This is a genomic window from Nostoc sp. (assembly GCF_036916985.1).
GTDB lineage: Bacteria > Cyanobacteriota > Cyanobacteriia > Cyanobacteriales > Nostocaceae > Nostoc.
Map to the genome: position 1 here is coordinate 43817 of NZ_JBALFD010000060.1, position 19637 is coordinate 63453.

Here is a 19637-nt window from a genome sequence, read left to right on the forward strand (position 1 = left end):
TTGATTTTACGATTATTCTGGCTCCTGGCTCTTGGCTCCTGAATTGTTATACCAATTTAATGTGAAGCTGCACTAAATGAGTAACTCTCTATTCTTGGCGCTCTTCTGTTCGAGACGCTGCGCGTTGGCGGAGCCTCTCGTAGAGAAGGCGTACTTAGCGGTTCGTTTAATATTCTGTGCATCTTCATACAAAATTGGTATTATCTCATTTTTATTGTCTCTAATTTGCAGTTGGGTTAACTCCAAACTTTTCTCAAAATGAGTCAAAATTTTAGTATTTCTGGAATTGTGAGTTCTGCTTATCTGCATATTCCTTTTTGCAGGCGGCGGTGCTTTTATTGTGATTTCCCCGTGTCTGTTGTGGGCGATCGCTTGCGGGGCGAAACATCTGGTACTATCTCCCAATATGTTGAGGTGCTATGTCAAGAAATTGCCATGACCCCAGCATTTGCTCAACCTCTGAAGACAATTTTCTTCGGTGGTGGTACTCCTTCGCTGCTATCAACAGAGCAGCTACAACGTATACTCAGAGAGCTACAAAAGCATTTTGGGATTGCTTCTGGGGCAGAGATTTCTATGGAAATTGACCCAGCCACCTTTGATTTAGCCCATATAGCAGGCTATCACAGTGCAGGCGTAAACCGGGTGAGTTTGGGTGTACAAGCCTTTCAAGCAGAATTATTGCAGAGGGCAGGGCGATCGCACTCAGTTGAAGATATTTTTGCAGCTGTGGAACTGATTCACCAAGTCGAGATTCCCGTATTTAGCTTAGACTTAATTTCTGGGTTGCCGCATCAGTCTTTAGATCAATGGCAGGATTCTCTCTTAAAAGCGGTGGCGATCGCACCCACTCACATTTCCATCTACGATCTCACTATTGAGCCAGGTACAGCCTTTGGTCGTTACTACAAACCTGGTGATACTCCAATGCCTACGGATGAAGCCACAGTCAAAATGTACCTGATGGCGCAGCAGATTTTAACTAGTGCAGGTTATGAGCATTATGAAATTTCTAATTATGCTCAACCTGGTTATCAGTGTCGGCATAATCGAGTTTATTGGGAAAACCGCCCTTATTACGGCTTTGGTATGGGTGCAGCGAGTTATGTTGAGGGCAAACGCTTCACTCGTCCGCGCAAAACGAAGGAGTATTACCAGTGGGTGCAAGCTGGCGGTGTGATTGATTGTGATGTGACTCCCCCAAAGGAAGTATTGTTAGAAACGTTAATGTTGGGGTTGCGTTTAGCGGAGGGTGTGAGTTTGGCAGCGTTGGCGGAGGCCTTTGGCGAAGAGAAGGTGGAGGAAATTTGCCAGTGTTTGCAAGAATATTTTGAGAATGGTTGGGTAGAAATTGCAGAGGGAAGGTTGCGTTTGATTGATCCCCAAGGCTTTTTGTTTTCTAATGTGGTGTTGGCGGAGTTGTTTGAAAAGTTGGGGTGACGATGCATTTATGCAAAAAAATAAAGTTAGAAAAGCTGTGATTCCGGTAGCTGGTTTCGGTACTCGTTTGTTTCCAGCTACCAAGGTTGTGAAAAAAGAACTTTTCCCGATTATCGATCGAGATGGTAGGGCAAAACCTGTAATTCTTGCAATTATTGAAGAGGCAATTAGTGCTGGAATTGCAGAAGTAGGGATTGTGGTGCAGCCAGATGACAAAGAAATCTTTGAAAATTTATTGAAAAAGCCACCCAAAAAAGAACTTTTAGATAAACTTTCACCGCAAAATCAAGAATATAGCCGATATCTCGAAGATTTAGGTAGTAGAATTACCATTTTATTACAAGAGGAGCAATTGGGCTATGGCCACGCGGTATTTTGTGCCAAAGATTGGGTGCAAGATGAGCCGTTTTTACTCATGTTGGGCGACCACATTTATGCATCTGATATTGAAAAATCTTGTGCTAGTCAAGTTTTAGATGTTTATGAACGAGTTAATCAAAACGTTATTGGCTTAACTACAATGCCAGCAGAAATAATTCATAAAGCTGGTTGTGTAACAGGAGTTTGGCAAGAATTAAACTCGATTTTGTCAGTTACACAACTCTATGAAAAACCTACAATTGATTATGCACAAAGATATTTGCGTTTAGAGGGAATGACAGAAAATGAGTTTTTAGGTATATTTGGCTTATATTTACTTACGCCGAAAATTTTTGAATTTCTAGCAGAACATATAAACAAAAATTTCAGAGAACGAGGTGAATTTCAGTTAACATCCTGTCTGGAAAGATTGCGTCAGGAAGAAGAAATGACAGGATATGTTGTTAAAGGAAAGTGTTTTGATACAGGTTTGCCAGATGTTTATCGCCAAACAATGATTGATTATAGAAATTTCTAGATGAATCGTAGAAAAGTATGAGGCGAATAGAATGATGCCTCCGGCACGCCAAGGGCGAACGCAACTACACAAGCAAAGTCCACCTCCGTGGACTAAGAGAATTTGAGTTACTAATAGCCATTAATTACGAATTACGAATTATGAATTATTTTGCAACGGTTGCTCGCGGATTAGAAACCCTGGCGGCTCAGGAGTTAGAGCAACTGGGTGCCCATTCCGTAGAGCCAGGATTTTGTGGTGTAGCCTTTGAGGGCGATCGCACTCTGCTTTATCGCGTCAACCTCTGGGCTAGGCTACCGTTCCGCATTTTGGTGCATATCCATGAGTTTCCATGCCTTGATGCTAAGGATCTCTATCGCGGCATTCAGGCTATCGATTGGCAAAACTATCTCACGCCAGACATGACGCTGGCGGTGAATGTCACGGGCAAAAACGATCGCCTCAACCACAGCCACTTCACATCTCTACAAGTCAAAAATGCGATCGTTGACCAACAGAAAGAAAATCTGGGTGAGCGTTCAAATGTGGAACTTCATGAACCAGATGTGCGGGTCAATGTTCATATTGAACGCGATTTTTGTACCGTTAAACTCGATAGTTCTGGAAATAGTCTACATCGCCGAGGCTACCGTCCTGCGGTTGGAGTAGCCCCTCTCAAGGAATCTCTAGCTGCTGCCCTGATTCAACTTTCGGGTTGGCAGCCACACCAAATGTTCTACGATCCTCTCTGTGGATCTGGCACTTTACCCTTAGAAGCTAGCTTAAAGGCACTTAACATCGCACCAGGGCTATTTCGCGAATCCTTTGGATTTGAAAATTGGCTCGATTTTGATTTATCCCTTTTAGAAAAACTGCTCCAAGAAGCTAAGGATAGCCAATTGGATACCCTGCCTGCGCCTATTTGGGGAAGCGATCGCGATGAAAATATAATTGAGCAAGCGATTAACAATGCTCAAAACTGCGGCGTTGATAATCATGTATGGTTTTCTCAAATGGAACTTGCTGATGTTGTTGCTCCCGCAGACAGTGGGATTTTATTCTGCAATCCGCCTTATGGCGAACGGCTGGGACGAGATAGTGATTTAGGAGCGTTCTATAAACTTTTGGGCGATGTCCTGAAGCAACGCTTCAAAGGCTGGACTGCATTTGTGCTAAGTGGCAACAAGGAACTGTCTCAATCGATAGGACTAAAATCATCCCAGCGAATTGCCGTGTACAACGGAACGTTGCCCTGTCAGTTAATGAAGTATGAGTTGTATTAAGGGACTTCCAAGAAATAAATTACCCAATCTTGTGGGGTGGGCATCTTGCCATTGGTGTCAACTTAAGTTGACACTCCTTTAAAACCTCGTTCCCAGTCTCCGACTAGAAATGCAACTCAAAAGCGGCTCTGCCGCCATTAAAGAGAGGCGGAGCCTCAAAGACAAGCATTCCCAGTCTCCGACTGGGAACGAGGCAATCTAAAAGCTAGTTCTAGACTTGCTTTCAATCCTTTGAGTCCGCGTAGGCGGACTTCGTTTGTGTAGCCGCGATTTCTAATCGCCTGGTATATTTGCAAAGGTGGAAATACAAAAGGAAAACGAACCGCATACTCCTACAGAGAAGCAAGCTACGCGCAGCGTCTCCTTAGAGAAGGACGCATTCGCGCAGCGTCTCGTCAGACAAGGACACAAAGTAAAGAAAGAAGTTAAAAGGGTTTGGCGCAGCCTCACAAAGAAATGGTATTTGTAGGCTCAGATTGAGCCTGTGAGATTTATAACACTCTTTAAGAAATTTAACTTTAGCAAAAAAAAGCTTCAAAGCTTCTCTGAGCCTATATTATGGCAGCTAGAATGAGATTTTTTCTAAAAAGGTGACAGTATAATCGGTGACTGACAATCTGTAATTTATTTATAGCTAAGGGGCTATTTATGTCAGACCAATTCACGTTTACCGTTACTAACGATACCGAACAAACAATTACAGAGTTGTGGGTATCTGTCGATGATGAAGAGTGGGCTTCATTTACCTTGAGTGATTCAGGGATTCCATCGGGTGAAACAGTAACAATTGCTTGGGCTGAATATACGAATGATTCGCCCTGTGAATGGTATATATCTGCTGTATTTGAAGATGAATCAGAAAGTGAGTCAGCCCTATTTAACTTCTGTGAAGAACCAGCTTTAACATTCGGCTAAATTCCCCAGTGCGATCGCCTATGGCGGGCGTGTACGCCATCGCGCTTGACCAGCCATAAAAACCAAAGCTCTACCTCTAAAGCATCTAGGTGGAGCTTAATATTAAAATTAATATTGGCAATATTTCAGATTTTGCCAATATCAATTCCTCAAAATACTTAAAGCTACCGCCTCCGCCACCTTAATCCCATCAATACCCGCCGAGAGAATTCCCCCTGCATATCCCGCGCCTTCACCAGCTGGATAAAGACCGACTGTATTTAAACTCTGATAATCCTCTTTGCGTTTAATCCGAATCGGTGATGAGGTGCGGGTTTCTACCCCAGTCAACACAGCATCATCCATTGCAAAACCTTTAATTTGTTTGTCAAAAGCGGGAAGGGCTTCGCGGATAGCTGCGATCGCATAATCTGGTAAACTCTGGCTCAAATCACCCAAATGTACCCCAGGTGTGTAAGACGGCTTAACAGTGCCCAATGCTGTCGAGGGGCGATGGTTGAGAAAGTCTCCCACTAACTGCCCTGGAGCTTCATAAGTTCCACCGCCCAATTCAAATGCTCGTTCTTCCAAGCGCCGTTGGAAGTCAATTCCCGCTAAGGCATTTCCTGGATAATCTTCAGGTGTAATACCCACAACGATCGCACTATTAGCATTGCGCTCATTACGAGAGTATTGGCTCATCCCATTGGTGACAAGTCGCCCCGGTTCTGATGCGGCTGCAACTACCAAGCCTCCTGGACACATACAGAAACTATAGACGGAACGACCATTTTGGCAATGGTGAACCAGTTTATAATCAGCAGCCCCTAAAAGCTTATGACCAGCTTGAGCGCCGAAACGACATTTGTCGATGAGAGTCTGGGGATGTTCAACCCGAAAGCCGATGGAAAAAGGTTTCGGCTCGATATAAACCCCGCGTTCAAATAGCATTTGAAAGGTATCGCGGGCGCTGTGACCAACTGCGAGAACCACATAATCGCTGGCGATATATTCCCCACTGGCGAGGGTGACTCCCCGCACCTGTCCATTTTCGATGTTGATATCTTCCACCCGGCTTTGAAAGCGAATTTCACCGCCGAGGGATTCGATTTTGGCTCGCATACTTTGGACGATTCCCACCAGTTTGAATGTGCCGATATGCGGTTTATTGATATATAAAATTTCCGGTGAGGCTCCGGCATTGACGAGTTCGGTTAGTACTTTGCGTCCATAATGCTGAGGATCTTTAACCTGACTGTAGAGTTTGCCATCGGAAAATGTACCCGCTCCACCTTCGCCAAACTGGGCATTAGATTCGGGGTTGAAGTCTGATTTTTTCTTCCAAAAGCCAAAAGTATCAGCAGTGCGATCGCGAACTTTTTTCCCACGTTCTAAAATGATCGGACGGAACCCCATTTGTGCCAGCATCAAACCTGCAAACAAGCCACAAGGCCCAGTACCAATGATGATAGGGCGAATCGCTAAATTGCTCGGTGCTTTTGCCACTGGGCGATAACTCATGTCTGGCGTAGCCATCAGATGGGGATCTTTTTTCAGGCGCTTGAGTAGATGAGTTTCCTGAGTCGTTTCTACATCCAGAATATAAACAAGGGTGATCTCTCCTTTCTTACGGGCATCGTAGCTACGCTTGAAGATAGAATAGCTGATCAATTCTTCATCTGTGATTTGCAGCTTTTTAAGGATGGCAGTCTTGATCTCATCTTCAGGATGATCAAGCGGGAGCTTTACTTCTGTTAGTCGTAACATAGCGAGGAGAAATGCATACTGTCTATCAAAATATTAATCAAAATCACTGTGGCGCGGCTGATTTTCGTGTCTCAAACAAACGTGAGTTCGATAAACCTCTCCCTGCCTTGAACTAAAGTTCAAGTCTGTCCCTCTCCGAGTCTGAGAGGGACGGTTTTGCGTAGTAAAACCAGGGAGAGGTCTTTTTATGATGGCTAATTCGATAGATAAGATATTTTGTGTTAAACAAGACTAACAGCCGCCTCTAACATTTGTATTGTCCCAAGTTCAGCATTTATTTCCACTTCTACACCGATTGGCAAGGTAAATTTATCCTTAATATGACCAATCATTGAACCATACCAAGCAGGAATCCCTAAAGGAAGTATATGATCTTGCAATACTTGCATTAATGTAAATGACGGTTCATCCCCAAGACTACATTTAGTGCATTGTCCAAAGATAAAGCCAGCAATTTGATTAAGTATCCCAGCAGTTTTTAATTGCGTCAGCATTCTATCTACACGGTAAACATCCTCGCCAACTTCTTCCACAAACAGAATGCTTTTGTTCCAAGAAGGTAGGTAAGGTGAACCTACCATCGCTGATAGCACTGATAAATTTCCACCTCCAAGTTTACCTCTCGCCTTTCCCGGTGCTATTGTCTCAACCCGCACTTCGCTAGGGTTGAGATTTTGCATAGTTACCGCTTCACCATTAAATAGGATGCGCTTGAAGTAATCAACTGTAAACTGATTCCAGGTAGATGTGGCAACTGGCCCATGAAAAGTAATCATTTGACTACGGGCATTAATTGCTAACAATAGTGTCGTAATATCGCTGTACCCGATGATAATTTTCGGATGGGAGCGGATCAGCGAGTAGTTGAGTAAAGGTAAAATGCGATTACAGCCCCAGCCACCACGCATAGGAATAATTGCTTTGATGGTGCGATCGCTAAACATCAAGTTTATATCATCAGCGCGATCGGCATCTTTACCCGCTAAATAGCCGTAATGGTCGAAAATATGCTTCCCCAGCTTGACTTTTAACCCTAACTGTGAAAATGATTGCTGCGCTATTTCAATATCTTTGGCATCAACAATACCCGCAGGCGCGATTAATCCTACGGTATCACCCACTTGCAGGCGGGATGGCTTGCGGATGATGTTTGGAGATGGCTTACCTTGGGCGGTAAGTGGTGATATCTGGGTGGCTAAGGTAGCGAGTCCACAGGTTGTAAGAAATTGCCGACGCTTGATAGTCATAACCATTAAGGTAGGGATTAGGATTCTAAAAAGTTAGATCCCCGACTTCTTTAAGAAGTCGGGGATCTAAATACCGCTAATTTTCACAAATCAAATCGGATTGTGATATGTAAAATTAAACCTCTTGTACCACATCAGAAATCAAAAACTCATTATTAGCAAACTTCCTATCATTATCAAGCAAATCACCAATTACGGGTAAAAGATTGTCATATAATTGCATCGCCTGTAAACAAGTATTAATACTAGAAGCTGCTGAATTATATGCGGCAATGTTTTCTTCAACAATATTTAATAATCGGCGATTATTCGCAATTTTTTCTTCAGCTTCTTGTTCTAGTGTTCTCTCTAGATAAGCACGCGCCTGTGGATATTGCTGCAAAATCTGATCTGCTTGCTGATCTGCCATTGGTAACAACTGAGTTTTGAGCGTTTGGTTGATGGTTTGACGGAAAGATTTACGAATAGTTTGGGAAACTTTGGGTTCAAAATCTAACTTCAATAACTGTCTAATTGCTGGCTCTGCTTCTATGATACTTTCAGCATCGTAACCTTGAGAAGTTTGTAATAGAGTTTGGCGAAATTGATATATAGAAAAAGTGCCTTCATCGTAAAATCTGGGGCTTTCTCGCACGAAGCGATCGCACTCTACGCTAGCTGCACTCACTAAGGCTTGACTAACTTGTTTTTCTAAATTTCTCATCTCTTGTTCAATGCCGCCATCACAATCTAATAAACGATACAATTGGCGATAATATTCTGATTTACGAATCTTTTCAATCAACCGCTGAAAATAATTTGCAACTACTTGCTGAGAAGATTCAACCAAGATATCTTCTAATTGATTTGCTAAGTAATAAAATGCCTCCACTAAAATAGCAATTAAAGGTGCAGTAGCATTGCGGGGATGGCTAATGGTTGCACGTCGATAAGCATAAGCCACAGAAAAAGTATCTAGCAATTCATCTAGACGGCGAATCATTCGTGATTGCAATTGCTTAAAATCTGCTTCAAAACTATCACAAGAATTATTAATTACATGGTTAACTTCTTCTGTGATATGCTCACTAAATTCTTTGCCAATTTGTTGGAGTTGCTGATTTAGTCCTTGCAATTCTTGCGCCTTCATCGTCTCAATCTCTTGAGGCTGACTATCTAAATTGCGTTGTACACTCTGATAATGTTTCTTCAGCTTAATACAAATATCTTCTAAATCATCAGCAAGATTTTTAAATAATTGTGGGCGCTTTTCTTCGGTAAGATAGCGAGTAATTGCTGTCCGAAATTCTTCAGTCCCACTATCTTGAATTAGCTGTTGGATTAGTTCATTTCCCCAATCTCCCAAAATCCGCACATAATTTTGATTTGGGGTTTCAAAGCCATTCACTGAGACACGAAATTTAGTGGAAGATAGTTTTCCGGAATTGACACAGTAGTTATTAAACGCATAGACAAATTGTGGTGTTTCTTCTTTACCATCTAAACCTTTAATACTTTCTGCGAAAACAGAGTCTAAACCAAATCTATCTTTTTGACTTGTCTGTTTAATCTGACTGCCGTAAAATCCTAGTAATCCACTGGTTTTATAAACCTTGCTGGAATTGTGAAATTGCCCACTAATTAAATCGTCTAATCGTTGCCGTAGTTGGGTATTGTACCAAGTCTCATCGATGCGGTTGAAGATATAGAAGACGCGATCGCGTACTCCGGTGTTCTCTCGCATTAATTCCAAAAGTTCGGTTTCTTCTTTTGTCATCTCACCCGCCGAAGCAGGTTTTAGCACACACACCACCGCTGAAGTATCAGGATGTTGAATTTTGGCATAAGTTAGCTGTGCATCCTTCTCTACTGGCGCATCGATACCAGGAGTGTCAATAATTACATTGCCATCTCGTAGTAGTGGATGATTGCAGTAATATTCTATTCGCTTCAATACGGCACTGTTACAACCACGACGGGCATATCCCGCAGCTTCCTTGAGGTTAGAAAAATTAAATTGCTCCATTGAATATGTAGCATTAGTTACAGTGTTGATGCGATCGCGGTTTTCTATATATCCCTCTAGTAACAATATTAACGCCTTCGCTTGTTTTGCACGTTCTGATTTACTCTCACCACCTTCCTGCTGAATAACTTTATCACTTCGCAATAGCAAGTCAATTAAATCAGTTTCTTGGTTAATATTAGGAACTGTCTTAAATCCTAGCTGCTGACACAAACAAGCTACTTGTTCCCGAATCTCTGCTTCACTTAAAAACGTTAAAACAACACGTTCTTTATCTATTTCTGCATACTCGATTTTGCATTCTGTACCTGTAGCGTGTCCCTCTGCGCTGTAGAGTAATTCCCTCTCTAATAGTGCATTGATTAGCATTGATTTGCCAGCACTAAACGCACCTGCAAACACAATCTCAAACTTAGGAGAAATCGCTTTACTTAAAGAAGTTTGTACAGGTGTAATATCTTCAGAACGTAGGGTTGGTTCTTGTTGTAAAAGTTGTAATATAGATTCAACCTGCTCTTTCAAGTTTTTGCACTGAAGCGGAAAATCTAACATATTTGGCATCCTGATAATACTTATCTATATATTAGTAATATTTATTGTATTGATGGTTCAGTAAAAATCCTGATAATTTTTACGTGGTTTAATTGCTGGATATTACTTAAAAAACTAATTAATGACTATTGACTAATGAAAGTTTTTGCGATCAGATTGAAACCCCAGGACGATTTAAGACAAAGCTTAAAGAATTTTGTCAAACAGGAAGACATCAAAGCAGGATTTATATTAAGTGCCATTGGTAGCCTAGAAGCAGCAAAAATTCGCTTTGCTAATCAAGACGTTAGTACAGTATTAACTGGAAAATTTGAAATCATCGCTCTCAACGGTACAATTGCAACTACAGGTGTACATTTGCACATTGCTATTTCTGATCGAGAAGGCAAAACTATCGGCGGACATCTTGACGATGGATGCATTATTTACACAATTGCTGAAATAGTTATTGGTGCGAGTGAGAAATTTACTTTTAATAGAACTTTTGACCAACAAACAGGTTATCAAGAACTAGAAATTATCGAACAAAACTCAGTAGTCAGGAGTCAGAATCCAGAATTAATTTTGTACGACTGACGGATAGCGCAGCGTTAGCGAGTCAGACGCTCAAGGATTCGCTTTGCGTGATATCAGAGTTATTGACTATCTATCTTTATAGATTGTTAAACACCACACAAATATTAACATTATGTAATGTACTAGACAGATACAATGGAAAATGGTTAAAAGTTATTGCTAGCTACAAGATTGTTGTGCTTACGGCTAAAGTAAAACAAAATCTTTAAGTCGGCATTTGTTGTTAGACAAAATTAAAATGTAATTTGTTATGCAACCTTCTTTGCCTCTTGCTGGCTTAAATATTCTTGTAGTTGAAGATGATGATGATATTCGCTTTTTTATTACTACAGTATTAGAAGCAGATGGAGCCACCATCGTAGCAGTTCCATCTGCACCAGCTGCACGGGAAGTCTTACCCCAATTGCAACCTGATGTCTTAATTTGCGATATAGGTATGCCTGGGGAAGATGGCTACACTTTGATCCGAAAAATACGGGCGCTTAAGCCAGATATGGGTGGAAAAGTTCCAGCTATTGCCTTAACTGCTTATGGCGATAGCGAGAACCGGATTCGCGCTTTGGAAGCTGGATTTCAGACTCATGTATCTAAGCCAGTTTCTCCAGGAGAACTAGTTGAGATTGTTGCTAATTTGTTTGCTTCTTGTAATTGGTAATCGGATTTACTTTTTACTTTTTACTTCTTAAAAGGTTTGTTGGGTTTCACTTTGTTCCACCCAACCTACAAATATTCTTAACTACCTCCTCATCTCTTTTGAGGTACTAATACAGGCAGTTGGCGGGCACCGGCTACGAATTTGGCATGTTGTCCAACAGTCAAAACATTAAACTGACTGGATATAATTTCTAAACTTTTGTTCACTATTGCCAGCTTTTTGTAAGTAGGGACACTCATACCAGGGAAGAATGATAATTCTGGCACATCCTCTTGACTGATAAAGTCTGTGGGATGGAGTAGCAAAGAAGGCTGGACGCGTGTAAGTTTACACAGCCACAGGGCAATTCGCAGGTAGAGTAAGGCCAATTCCGAAGAAAATGTACTCAGAAACATGATGTAACTGAAGTGAATTGGCACTTTAAAAATTGGCATAGTGGTAACGGGAATCTCTGTTAGTTTATCCTTACCCAGATGCCATTGATAAGGTTTTAGAGGCTGCAAACCCTCTTTAAAACCGCCAAAAAGCGCTTCCCGTTTCTTACGTTCTTCTTTGCTTAATTTACAGGTTATTAAATAATAAGCTCGTGCTATTGGCCCCAAAAATGTGGGAAAAGTTGAAGCATCATATTCGTATCCCCGTCGTGCTAGAACTTTCAATACTGCTGGAGAAAAACTGTATCCTGGCCCCCGAAAACCGATAGGATGCTGATGAGTAACGCGTTTGATATGTTGTTCGGCGAGGGCCACTTCTTCTTCAATTTCATTCTCTGAATACAGATGTAGCCAAGGATCGTGATAAAATGAATGGTTGCCAATTTCGTGACCAGCATTAGCGATCGCTTGTATTGCCTTAGTATTCTTTTCTAGTGCTGCATCCTGACCTACAATGAATACTGTGATTGTCAAATCCCATTGTTGAAGAATATCTAAGAAACGAGGCACTGCGATATCTAGGTAAGATGGGAAAGTCTCCCAACCGGAAGCGCCCTGATTTTTTAAATAAGACCAAATATTATCCAAGTCTAAAGAAAGACTGGCTATTGGTCTGTTTCCTTTTTGCTTGGTTTTCATTATTAGTTCAAGTATTTGGACAATTTTAAGCGTAAATATAGTCTTAGTTTTAGATGCTATCAGTAAAGTTTCATACTTTTACTTAGGGATATCTTCAGTGTAAACCTCATGTCAAAATGTTTACTGCTTCTCAACTTTAAGAACACTATTCTGCGGGCGTAGCCTATAATTGACATCGCCGAGATGAGTGTCCCATATTTATAAAGAAATTCTGCTTCTCTGAAAATATTCCGGGTGAATTTAGATAATAATTTTTTAGCGCTCCTTTGACTCGACTCGATCAGCTCTTTGGACAACTTTTTACCCTGATACTTAAGTACTGGTAATTAATATATCATAAACAAGATACATTTAAACTTATACAAGTATTTTTAGCAAGTAATTATTTGGGTGTTAAATTTCTCTCCTAATTTCTAATCAAAAGCAATTATACAAAAATTTTATTCACATCTAGATATTGATTTGCTGCTTCTGGGTCAAACACATTGCGATTCCCTTTTCGTAGTAAGCTGCTTCATTAATAAAAATCGGCCAAACGGTAGATGCACCCTCATAAACAATTGTTTTATTATCAAGCGTGATAAAAATCGGATCTCCCGGATTCAAGGCTTGATAATCCTTGTCCTGAAGCTCTGGATGAATCATCCCAAATATTGTCCCATCAGATTTTTTTGGGTAGTCCACAGTTGATAAGTGGTCATAGAGAATCAACGTTTCGTTATTTGATGGGATTTCACCCTGGTTAAACTGTTCTAGATAGTCTAGAAGCGCGTGAACAAGTTTCTCTGTTTGTTGGAATAGTGTTGCTTTTAAGATACCTTGGGCAATCGGCCCAACCTCGATCGCAAAGCCTAATTCGCACAGAGAATTTACAAATGGGTTTTCTTCAACAGATTGAAATGAACAGCGATAAATCCTCACGAAAGGATTAATCTGGCTCAGATAAGCAGCCAATTTCAAATTTAAGGGATGACTGTTATCAAGAATAATTGTCAGACCCATATTAGCTGTACTACTGTGTAAGTCTAAGATGAAATCTGCTTGTTTATCCCTATTTGATGTTAGGGTATGTTGAATTAATTTAGCTTGCAATTCTTCGTAACTTTTCAGAGTCGGATCTTGTAAGTCTTGCTTAAGAAAACAGCGATTTAAATCCTTCTCTATATATCGCCTCCCGGCGGTAAAAGCATGAGGGTTTGCTAACAGGGTGACTGTCTCAAAACTCGATCTAGTAATTAAATCAGGAAACTGGGCAAATTTTTGGATCAGGTAGGCTCCTGTAAACTCATTGCCATGAGTTCCACCGACAATTGCAACTCGATTAATCTGGTTCACGATTACACTAACTCCGCAATGTAGCCATCGAGGTATCAGTTCTCAATGTACCTTATGAAGCATTCACCTTGCCGATGCGATCGCGATCGTGTGGTTGATTAAGATAAGACATATCAGGGCCATTGGGGATAATTCCACCGGGGTTGAGTGGGAATAGGTTTCCGTAGTAATCCCGCTTCACGGTTTCTACGTCGCAAGTGTCAGCCACACCTGGAAGCTGATACAAATCACGCAGATAAGCTCCAAGATTTTGATAGTCTCGAATTCGCTGCCGATTGCATTTAAACAGCCCATAGTAGGCACTATCAAACCGAAATAATGTCGTGAATAAACGCACATCTGCAAGTGTCAGATGTTCACCGCAGAGATAGCGATTAGTCTGCAATGCAAGTTCAATTTCATCGAGAGTTGTGAACAGTTCGTTACAGGCTTGATTGTATGCTTCTTGAGTCTGGGCAAAGCCGCAGCTATACACACCGTTATTTACTGCGTGGTAAATCTTTTCATTCCACCAGTCAATTTTCTCTTTAAGTTCTTCTGGGTAAAGATTTAACGTCGGATTGTTGGCGAACTCGTTAAACTCAGAGTTCAGCATGACGATAATCTCTGAACTCTCATTATTGACGATGGTTTTTGTTTGGTTATCCCATAATACTGGAACTGTAGAGCGCCCACTGTAGCCGGGTTCTGCCTTTTGATAAAATTCAGCCAGTGTGCGACAACCTTCTTCTTCATCGTTAAATATCCAACCGCCTTCAATGGGAGAAGGAGAGACGATACATACTGATATTACCGCTTCGAGTTTTTTGAGCGATCGCACAACCAAAGTTCGATGTGCCCAAGGACAGCCCAATCCAACATAGAGTTTGTAGCGCCCGGCGGCTGGTGGGTGTGGATTCCCTTCATCTGTGCCGATGAACTTGCGAAACTGGCTATTAGGACGAATATATGCTCCAGACTGATTGCGAGGAGCAAGATTTGACATCATTATCTGCCACATAGTCGTCCAGACAAACTTTCCTAGCCAGATAATCAGCTTGGGAGGAAGCGACTTACCTTTCTTCTTGGGGAGCTTTTTCTCGTCATCCATTGGAGTTGAGTTAGTCATGGCGACAATTTTGCTTTGGGAGCGATTGGCATACCTTCAGATTTATTACTTTAACTCTACTACGCTTTGCATGAACTATTGGATCTATATGAAAATATTGTTGATATCGATATCGCTTTAAAGACAACTCATAAGCTAGCGATCGCTTATTTTTAAGAATAGTTTATAAGAAGAATTCAGAACTCAGGAGTCAGAATTCAGTATGAATTCTGTACGAGTGGGTAATGAATATTGGTTAAAACCTCGCCCCTAGTGGGCGAAACAAATTAAAATATCTCGCCTTAAAACTCCATCCCTTTATGGGTAGAGTTTTCTGAATTCTGAATTCTGAATTCTGACTCCTGTTTTATTCTGTTTCAGAATCTCTATCCACTTTGTAAGCCTGTAATAAATATTCTCCATTGAAGTGAATGAGATGGGTAGAATCTTCCGCAACCCAAACATCGGTTTCCCAAGCAATTTCAGCCAAATACTCCACCATTGCTTTCCGACTTAAAAAAGTTGTTACCATTACAATGGGAATTTTTATATCGGCAAAGATAACTTCAAGTTCTTTCTTCCGTTTAGGGTTAATTGGCCCATGAGAAGTTACAGCTTCAATTAAAACTAGCCAATCATTTTTTAGATAGTGGATAATCACATCAGGCATTTTCCCATGAGAATCGATAGTAACACCTAAATTGCTCAATGCCACTTCATTAAAATGCGCGAATTTTTCATCTGTATCACCAACATAAATCAGTTTTCCTCCAGGTGTAAAACGTTCTGCAAACTCCTTAATAATCTTTTCGATTAGAATATTCTGTCCACCTGGCGATAGAGTTTTTACCTCTCCTTCAATCACTATCGGAATACGTGATAGTTCCCGCTCTTGAGCATATCGTTTTTTCAAAGTTTCAACTGAAGCTAGGTAAGTATGAATACTCTTTTTCCATTCAGTAGTTCCATAAGTACGTAAGAGTTCAAGCGCACTTTCTTCAATCTGATATACTGTTTTCGGACTATTAATGGGGCGTTCAGGTGCATCTAGATTTACAATTATCAAAGCCGCATCTAAGAATTGATGGACTGTTTGGCGGCGAACAGTTTCCCGTGTATTAGGTTTATATGTTTTGCCATAGTGCAGTGCCATAAATTCCATCATTGGTGTAATTCCCATTAGGGGAGATGCAGCATTTTCCCAAGGATCTGTTGACTTTAAGTTAAGTAAAGCCAGAAGGGTTAAGGCTGAACGCTCATTAAGTTGTGCCCGTGGAAGTCCAAGTTCAATTAGAATTTGGAGTGCTTCATCAATACGGGTTTTAATTATTAAGGGGTTGTTTTCAGACTGATTGCTCATACTCAGTAACTCTTCTTGCAGAAGTTGATCAATTTCTTTCTGTGATGGAAAATGCTCAGTAATATATAGCCCTACGTTCATTAGTTGTGCTATTGTCGGATATTTTAAATTTCGTAAATCGGTTGCATTAACCTGAGTATGTCCATTAAACAACCGAAAAAATGCGTCAACGAGGCTAGAGTTAAGATAAGCAGCAAGACCACGTGCTAGGGTAAGATTAAGTCCTCTTCCGTCCTTGTGAAAATAATTCAGGTGATTTTCAAAACCTACCCAAGAACAATTAATTTGGTTAGCATCATATACAACGGCAACAACTCGTTTTTTTTCCTCTTTGGAGGAAAATCGTTTAGTCAAAACATAATGCTCGTTGGGTACTAAAAGAGATATAGTTTGTTCTGCATATACCAGAGCTTGGTGTTTTTTAGTTACCTTGGGATAATCAATATATCCTGCTGAAAAATTCAAGGGATAAATCAAGGGAACAGTGTCTTCTTTTGGTGTTAAACAAAGATATTCTTTAGCACGAAAATCTACAACCCGTCCAGTTGATACAGTTAATTCTAGGTCTTTTAATGTGCAGGTAAAATTAGCCATTTTTTCAATGACCTGTTGACTTAGTGTATCGGGGATAATGTGAATAAATTGTTGTGAGTCATTAGGAAGAACTATCTCTGTATAAGCTAATGAATTGGACAACATAAAATCATCATCAGCATTTGAACTTGTACTAATGATTACATTGTCAAATTTTTGTTTTTGCTTAACAGCATGAAGAATAATTGTTTCCTGCAAAACTTCATCATCACTAAAAGCTTCCTGTCTGGAATCAAAAAGATGTATTTGATCTAAAGCCATCATTTCCAAAAACATTCTGCGGAAGTCTCTAAAATATGGCCCATTACAGAAACTACGCGGCGAAATAGCTACAAGCTCTCCTCTTGATTCAAGAAGCTGAACCGTAGCAGCGATAAAACCTGTATATAGATTGCTGGTTTCTAATCCTATAGAACGTAACAAATCACGAACTTTGGAATGAGCGTTAATTTTTAAATATGGGGGATTGAGAATAGCGTGGGTAAATCTGGAATTGTCAAGAAGTCTGACTGCATCCTCAATAAAATCCCTATCTCGGATCTCATAATTTAAAGAGATCCCAGCTATTTGACATTCTCTATCACATAATTTCAATGTCTGATGCAAATACCCAATCACAAAAGGATCAATTTCATAGGCAACAATATCTAAATTGGCTGGACGTTTTTGGCTGTGACAAAGTTTAGCTACAAAGGCTGCAAGTAATGAGCCAACTCCTGCTCCAGCATCAAGTAAAGATATTTGAGGACGATCGAATTTGCCAAACATCCCAACCATTAATTCTGCGACTGGAGCAGGTGTCAAAAATTGGCCTAGTTTTCCTTTTTGCTTTTGATCCTGTTTCATGGTTGCAGCAATCCTCAGAAAGTCTACTTCACCGAGCAAGTTTCTGGCAGAACATTTCGACAAGCTTTTGAATTGCAACGGCTTGTGATGATTGTCTGTAGACTCTCTACTGCTTGATTGGAACATCACGGCTCATTTTCACAGAATAAAAACCAACTTTATCAGGTTTTGAATTTACGCCATGATATTTTAAGGAGAACTGATGCAAGAAGCGTCCCTTTATCCAAAAATTATTTTAAAACTATGCTTCAGGCTAAAGTCTTCGTCACTCGTCGCCTACCCATCGAATTAGAGGAACTGCGATCGCTTGCCATTGTGGAAGTTTGGCCAGAACGCCAACCCCCTCCATACGAAATTTTACTAGAAAAGGTCAAGGAAATAGATGGATTGCTATGTCTGCTGACTGACCAAATCGATCGCCAACTCATCGAAACCGGGAAACTCAAAGTCATCAGTCAAATGGCGGTGGGTTACGATAACATTGACATTGCCGCCGCTACGGCACGACAAATTCCCGTCGGTAATACTCCTGGGGTGTTAACCGATACTACCGCAGATTTTGCCTGGGCATTATTAATGGCAGCTGCACGGCGAGTAGTGGAGGCAGATCGGTTTACTCGTGCAGGTTTGTGGCAGACTTGGGAACCAGATTTGTTATTGGGACCAAATGTTACAGGTGCAACTTTGGGGATTGTTGGTTTTGGGCGCATTGGACAAGCAGTTGCTCGTCGTGCCAAAGGGTTTGAAATGCAGATTTTGTATACGAGTAGGCAACGATGCAGCCCAGAATTAGAACAATCTCTAGGTGTGGAGTTTGCTACGTTAGAACACTTACTGCAAGAGTCAGATTTTGTGACACTGCACACACCATCTGCTGATGATACTTATCATTTAATTAGCGATCGCCAATTTGAATTGATGAAGCGATCGGCTATTTTGATTAACACGGCGCGAGGAACTATTGTAGACCCAAATTCTCTCTATCGTGCCCTTGCCAGTGGTCAAATTGCGGCGGCGGCTGTAGATGTCACCGAACCTGAACCGATTCCCAGCGATAGCCTATTGTTGACCTTAGATAATCTAATTATTGCGCCTCATATTGGCAGTGCCAGCCGTCAAACGCGCTCAAAAATGGCAACAATGGCGATCGCTAATTTAATTGCCGGATTGAGGGGCGATCGTTTAGCTTATTGTGTCAACGAAAATCAGTGGGAATCCCATCCCAACAAGGGGAGTGTCCGGGATAGCCGCGCGCCGATTTAGTCATTTGTCATTTGTCATCAGTGATCAACTTTCTTTCTTCCGGGAGTAAGGTAGTTTCATCGTCAGGGCGTTTGCCATCTACAGATTGAGCTTTAGTACTATGGGGTTTGATAATTAGACTAACGCCAATTGTCCAACCTAATGCAACCATCCAACCTGCGAGAATGTCACTAGGAAAATGAACTCCCAGATAAAGACGACACCAGGCAATAGCGATGATATATAAGCTACCAAAGATGAGAACCAACCAGCGCCAGGAGGTAGCCCAAGTTAAAAATAGCAAAATTGCTACCAGAGTTATACTTGTCATGGCATGACCACTGGGAAATGCAAAACTAGACTCAGGTGCAATAGACTCCCACAATTGTGGACGCACTCGATGCATTAATTGCTTCGCTGTGCGGTTGATGATCACACTTCCCAATGAGGCGGTGAGTAAATAAGCTAGCGATCGCCAGCGTTTTTGAAGTAGTAATATAAGTGCGATCGCACCTAAAATCGGTATTGCCATCCAAGGCAACCCAACTAGAGCGAGGGTGACAGCTAAAATATCTAACTGTGGGTTGGCTGTAGAATGGACTGTTAACAAAATAGGCACATCCCACGGTAAGCCTGCTTGATTCTCCCATATCTTCACTGTCAGGATTTCAAATACCTGCAAAGGTAAATAGACTCCTATCAGCAGCAGTAAGAGCGATCGCCAACGAGCAATTAACAAGTTTTTGAGAAAATCAAGCGGCGACTGACTCTCTTTGTTAGCTGTTTCCACTTTTTCCATATCTA

Annotated in this window: 15 protein-coding genes; 7 read left to right on the forward strand and 8 right to left on the reverse strand. The window is 41.1% G+C overall.

The features are described 5' to 3' along the window. Positions 1–258: 258 nt before the first annotated feature. From hemW to V7L07_RS19890, 4 genes are all read left to right on the forward strand, one after another. The gene (gene hemW / locus V7L07_RS19875) at positions 259–1440 is read left to right on the forward strand and encodes a radical SAM family heme chaperone HemW (protein WP_335060670.1); all 1182 of its coding nucleotides are present in this window, start codon (positions 259–261) and stop codon (positions 1438–1440) included. A 10-nt stretch (positions 1441–1450) separates the two neighbouring features. Further along, positions 1451–2338, forward strand: coding sequence for a UTP--glucose-1-phosphate uridylyltransferase (locus tag V7L07_RS19880; RefSeq protein ID WP_335060671.1), 888 nt, complete (start codon positions 1451–1453; stop codon positions 2336–2338). 140 nt (positions 2339–2478) lie between these two features. Further along, positions 2479–3600 (forward strand): THUMP domain-containing class I SAM-dependent RNA methyltransferase, encoded by a 1122-nt coding sequence (locus tag V7L07_RS19885; RefSeq protein ID WP_335060672.1) that lies wholly within the window; start codon positions 2479–2481, stop codon positions 3598–3600. A 648-nt stretch (positions 3601–4248) separates the two neighbouring features. Next, positions 4249–4515: a hypothetical protein gene (locus V7L07_RS19890; RefSeq protein ID WP_335060673.1), complete on the forward strand. Its 267-nt coding sequence runs from the start codon at positions 4249–4251 to the stop codon at positions 4513–4515. A 141-nt stretch (positions 4516–4656) separates the two neighbouring features. On the opposite strand, the gene V7L07_RS19895 is transcribed toward V7L07_RS19890, so the two are convergent. The 3 genes from V7L07_RS19895 to V7L07_RS19905 all read right to left on the reverse strand — a co-directional run bounded on the left by V7L07_RS19895 (position 4657) and on the right by V7L07_RS19905 (position 10065). Further along, on the reverse strand, positions 4657–6261 hold the full coding sequence (locus V7L07_RS19895) for an NAD(P)/FAD-dependent oxidoreductase (protein ID WP_335060674.1): 1605 nt from the start codon (positions 6259–6261) through the stop codon (positions 4657–4659). A gap of 221 nt (positions 6262–6482) precedes the next feature. Next, on the reverse strand, positions 6483–7508 hold the full coding sequence (locus tag V7L07_RS19900) for a S66 peptidase family protein (protein WP_335060675.1): 1026 nt from the start codon (positions 7506–7508) through the stop codon (positions 6483–6485). 115 nt (positions 7509–7623) lie between these two features. Further along, positions 7624–10065, reverse strand: a complete 2442-nt coding sequence (locus tag V7L07_RS19905; protein ID WP_335060676.1) for a dynamin-like GTPase family protein — start codon at positions 10063–10065, stop codon at positions 7624–7626. 135 nt (positions 10066–10200) lie between these two features. Between V7L07_RS19905 and V7L07_RS19910 the strand changes: the two genes are divergently transcribed. Together V7L07_RS19910 and V7L07_RS19915 are read left to right on the forward strand one after the other, a co-directional pair. Beyond that, positions 10201–10641, forward strand: a complete 441-nt coding sequence (locus V7L07_RS19910; RefSeq protein WP_335060677.1) for a PPC domain-containing DNA-binding protein — start codon at positions 10201–10203, stop codon at positions 10639–10641. Positions 10642–10891: 250 nt separating this feature from the next. Beyond that, positions 10892–11296 carry a response regulator gene (locus V7L07_RS19915; RefSeq protein ID WP_334768549.1) on the forward strand — a complete coding sequence of 135 codons (405 nt, stop codon included), beginning with the start codon at positions 10892–10894 and terminating at the stop codon, positions 11294–11296. Positions 11297–11385: 89 nt separating this feature from the next. On the opposite strand, the gene V7L07_RS19920 is transcribed toward V7L07_RS19915, so the two are convergent. From V7L07_RS19920 to V7L07_RS19935, 4 genes are all read right to left on the reverse strand, one after another. Continuing rightward, complete coding sequence (locus tag V7L07_RS19920; RefSeq protein WP_334696328.1) at positions 11386–12369, reverse strand: polysaccharide deacetylase family protein; 984 nt, start codon at positions 12367–12369, stop codon at positions 11386–11388. Between the two features lie 450 nt (positions 12370–12819). Next, positions 12820–13704, reverse strand: a complete 885-nt coding sequence (locus tag V7L07_RS19925; protein ID WP_335060678.1) for an aspartoacylase — start codon at positions 13702–13704, stop codon at positions 12820–12822. Between the two features lie 52 nt (positions 13705–13756). After that, on the reverse strand, positions 13757–14812 hold the full coding sequence (locus V7L07_RS19930) for a glutathione S-transferase family protein (protein WP_335060679.1): 1056 nt from the start codon (positions 14810–14812) through the stop codon (positions 13757–13759). Positions 14813–15158: 346 nt separating this feature from the next. Next, a complete protein-coding gene (locus tag V7L07_RS19935; RefSeq protein WP_335060680.1) occupies positions 15159–17591 on the reverse strand; it encodes a BsuBI/PstI family type II restriction endonuclease in 2433 nt (810 codons plus the stop codon). A gap of 243 nt (positions 17592–17834) precedes the next feature. Here V7L07_RS19935 and V7L07_RS19940 point away from each other — a divergent pair, with 243 nt between their 5' ends. Continuing rightward, a complete protein-coding gene (locus V7L07_RS19940) occupies positions 17835–18854 on the forward strand; it encodes a 2-hydroxyacid dehydrogenase (RefSeq protein WP_335060681.1) in 1020 nt (339 codons plus the stop codon). Between the two features lie 7 nt (positions 18855–18861). Here V7L07_RS19940 and V7L07_RS19945 read toward each other — a convergent pair whose 3' ends face one another. Further along, positions 18862–19632 (reverse strand): phosphatase PAP2 family protein, encoded by a 771-nt coding sequence (locus V7L07_RS19945; RefSeq protein WP_335060694.1) that lies wholly within the window; start codon positions 19630–19632, stop codon positions 18862–18864. Between the last annotated feature and the right edge of the window lie 5 nt (positions 19633–19637).

Bases quoted from the DNA above. Each gene is read 5' to 3' on its own strand.
- hemW (WP_335060670.1), top strand. From the start codon at position 259: ATGAGTCAAAATTTTAGTATTTCTGGAATTGTGAGTTCTGCTTATCTG.
- V7L07_RS19880 (WP_335060671.1), top strand. From the start codon at position 1,451: ATGCAAAAAAATAAAGTTAGAAAAGCTGTGATTCCGGTAGCTGGTTTC.
- V7L07_RS19885 (WP_335060672.1), top strand. From the start codon at position 2,479: ATGAATTATTTTGCAACGGTTGCTCGCGGATTAGAAACCCTGGCGGCT.
- V7L07_RS19890 (WP_335060673.1), top strand. From the start codon at position 4,249: ATGTCAGACCAATTCACGTTTACCGTTACTAACGATACCGAACAAACA.
- V7L07_RS19895 (WP_335060674.1), bottom strand. From the start codon at position 6,261: ATGTTACGACTAACAGAAGTAAAGCTCCCGCTTGATCATCCTGAAGAT.
- V7L07_RS19900 (WP_335060675.1), bottom strand. From the start codon at position 7,508: ATGACTATCAAGCGTCGGCAATTTCTTACAACCTGTGGACTCGCTACC.
- V7L07_RS19905 (WP_335060676.1), bottom strand. From the start codon at position 10,065: ATGTTAGATTTTCCGCTTCAGTGCAAAAACTTGAAAGAGCAGGTTGAA.
- V7L07_RS19910 (WP_335060677.1), top strand. From the start codon at position 10,201: ATGAAAGTTTTTGCGATCAGATTGAAACCCCAGGACGATTTAAGACAA.
- V7L07_RS19915 (WP_334768549.1), top strand. From the start codon at position 10,892: ATGCAACCTTCTTTGCCTCTTGCTGGCTTAAATATTCTTGTAGTTGAA.
- V7L07_RS19920 (WP_334696328.1), bottom strand. From the start codon at position 12,369: ATGAAAACCAAGCAAAAAGGAAACAGACCAATAGCCAGTCTTTCTTTA.
- V7L07_RS19930 (WP_335060679.1), bottom strand. From the start codon at position 14,812: ATGACTAACTCAACTCCAATGGATGACGAGAAAAAGCTCCCCAAGAAG.
- V7L07_RS19935 (WP_335060680.1), bottom strand. From the start codon at position 17,591: ATGAAACAGGATCAAAAGCAAAAAGGAAAACTAGGCCAATTTTTGACA.
- V7L07_RS19940 (WP_335060681.1), top strand. From the start codon at position 17,835: ATGCTTCAGGCTAAAGTCTTCGTCACTCGTCGCCTACCCATCGAATTA.
- V7L07_RS19945 (WP_335060694.1), bottom strand. From the start codon at position 19,632: ATGGAAAAAGTGGAAACAGCTAACAAAGAGAGTCAGTCGCCGCTTGAT.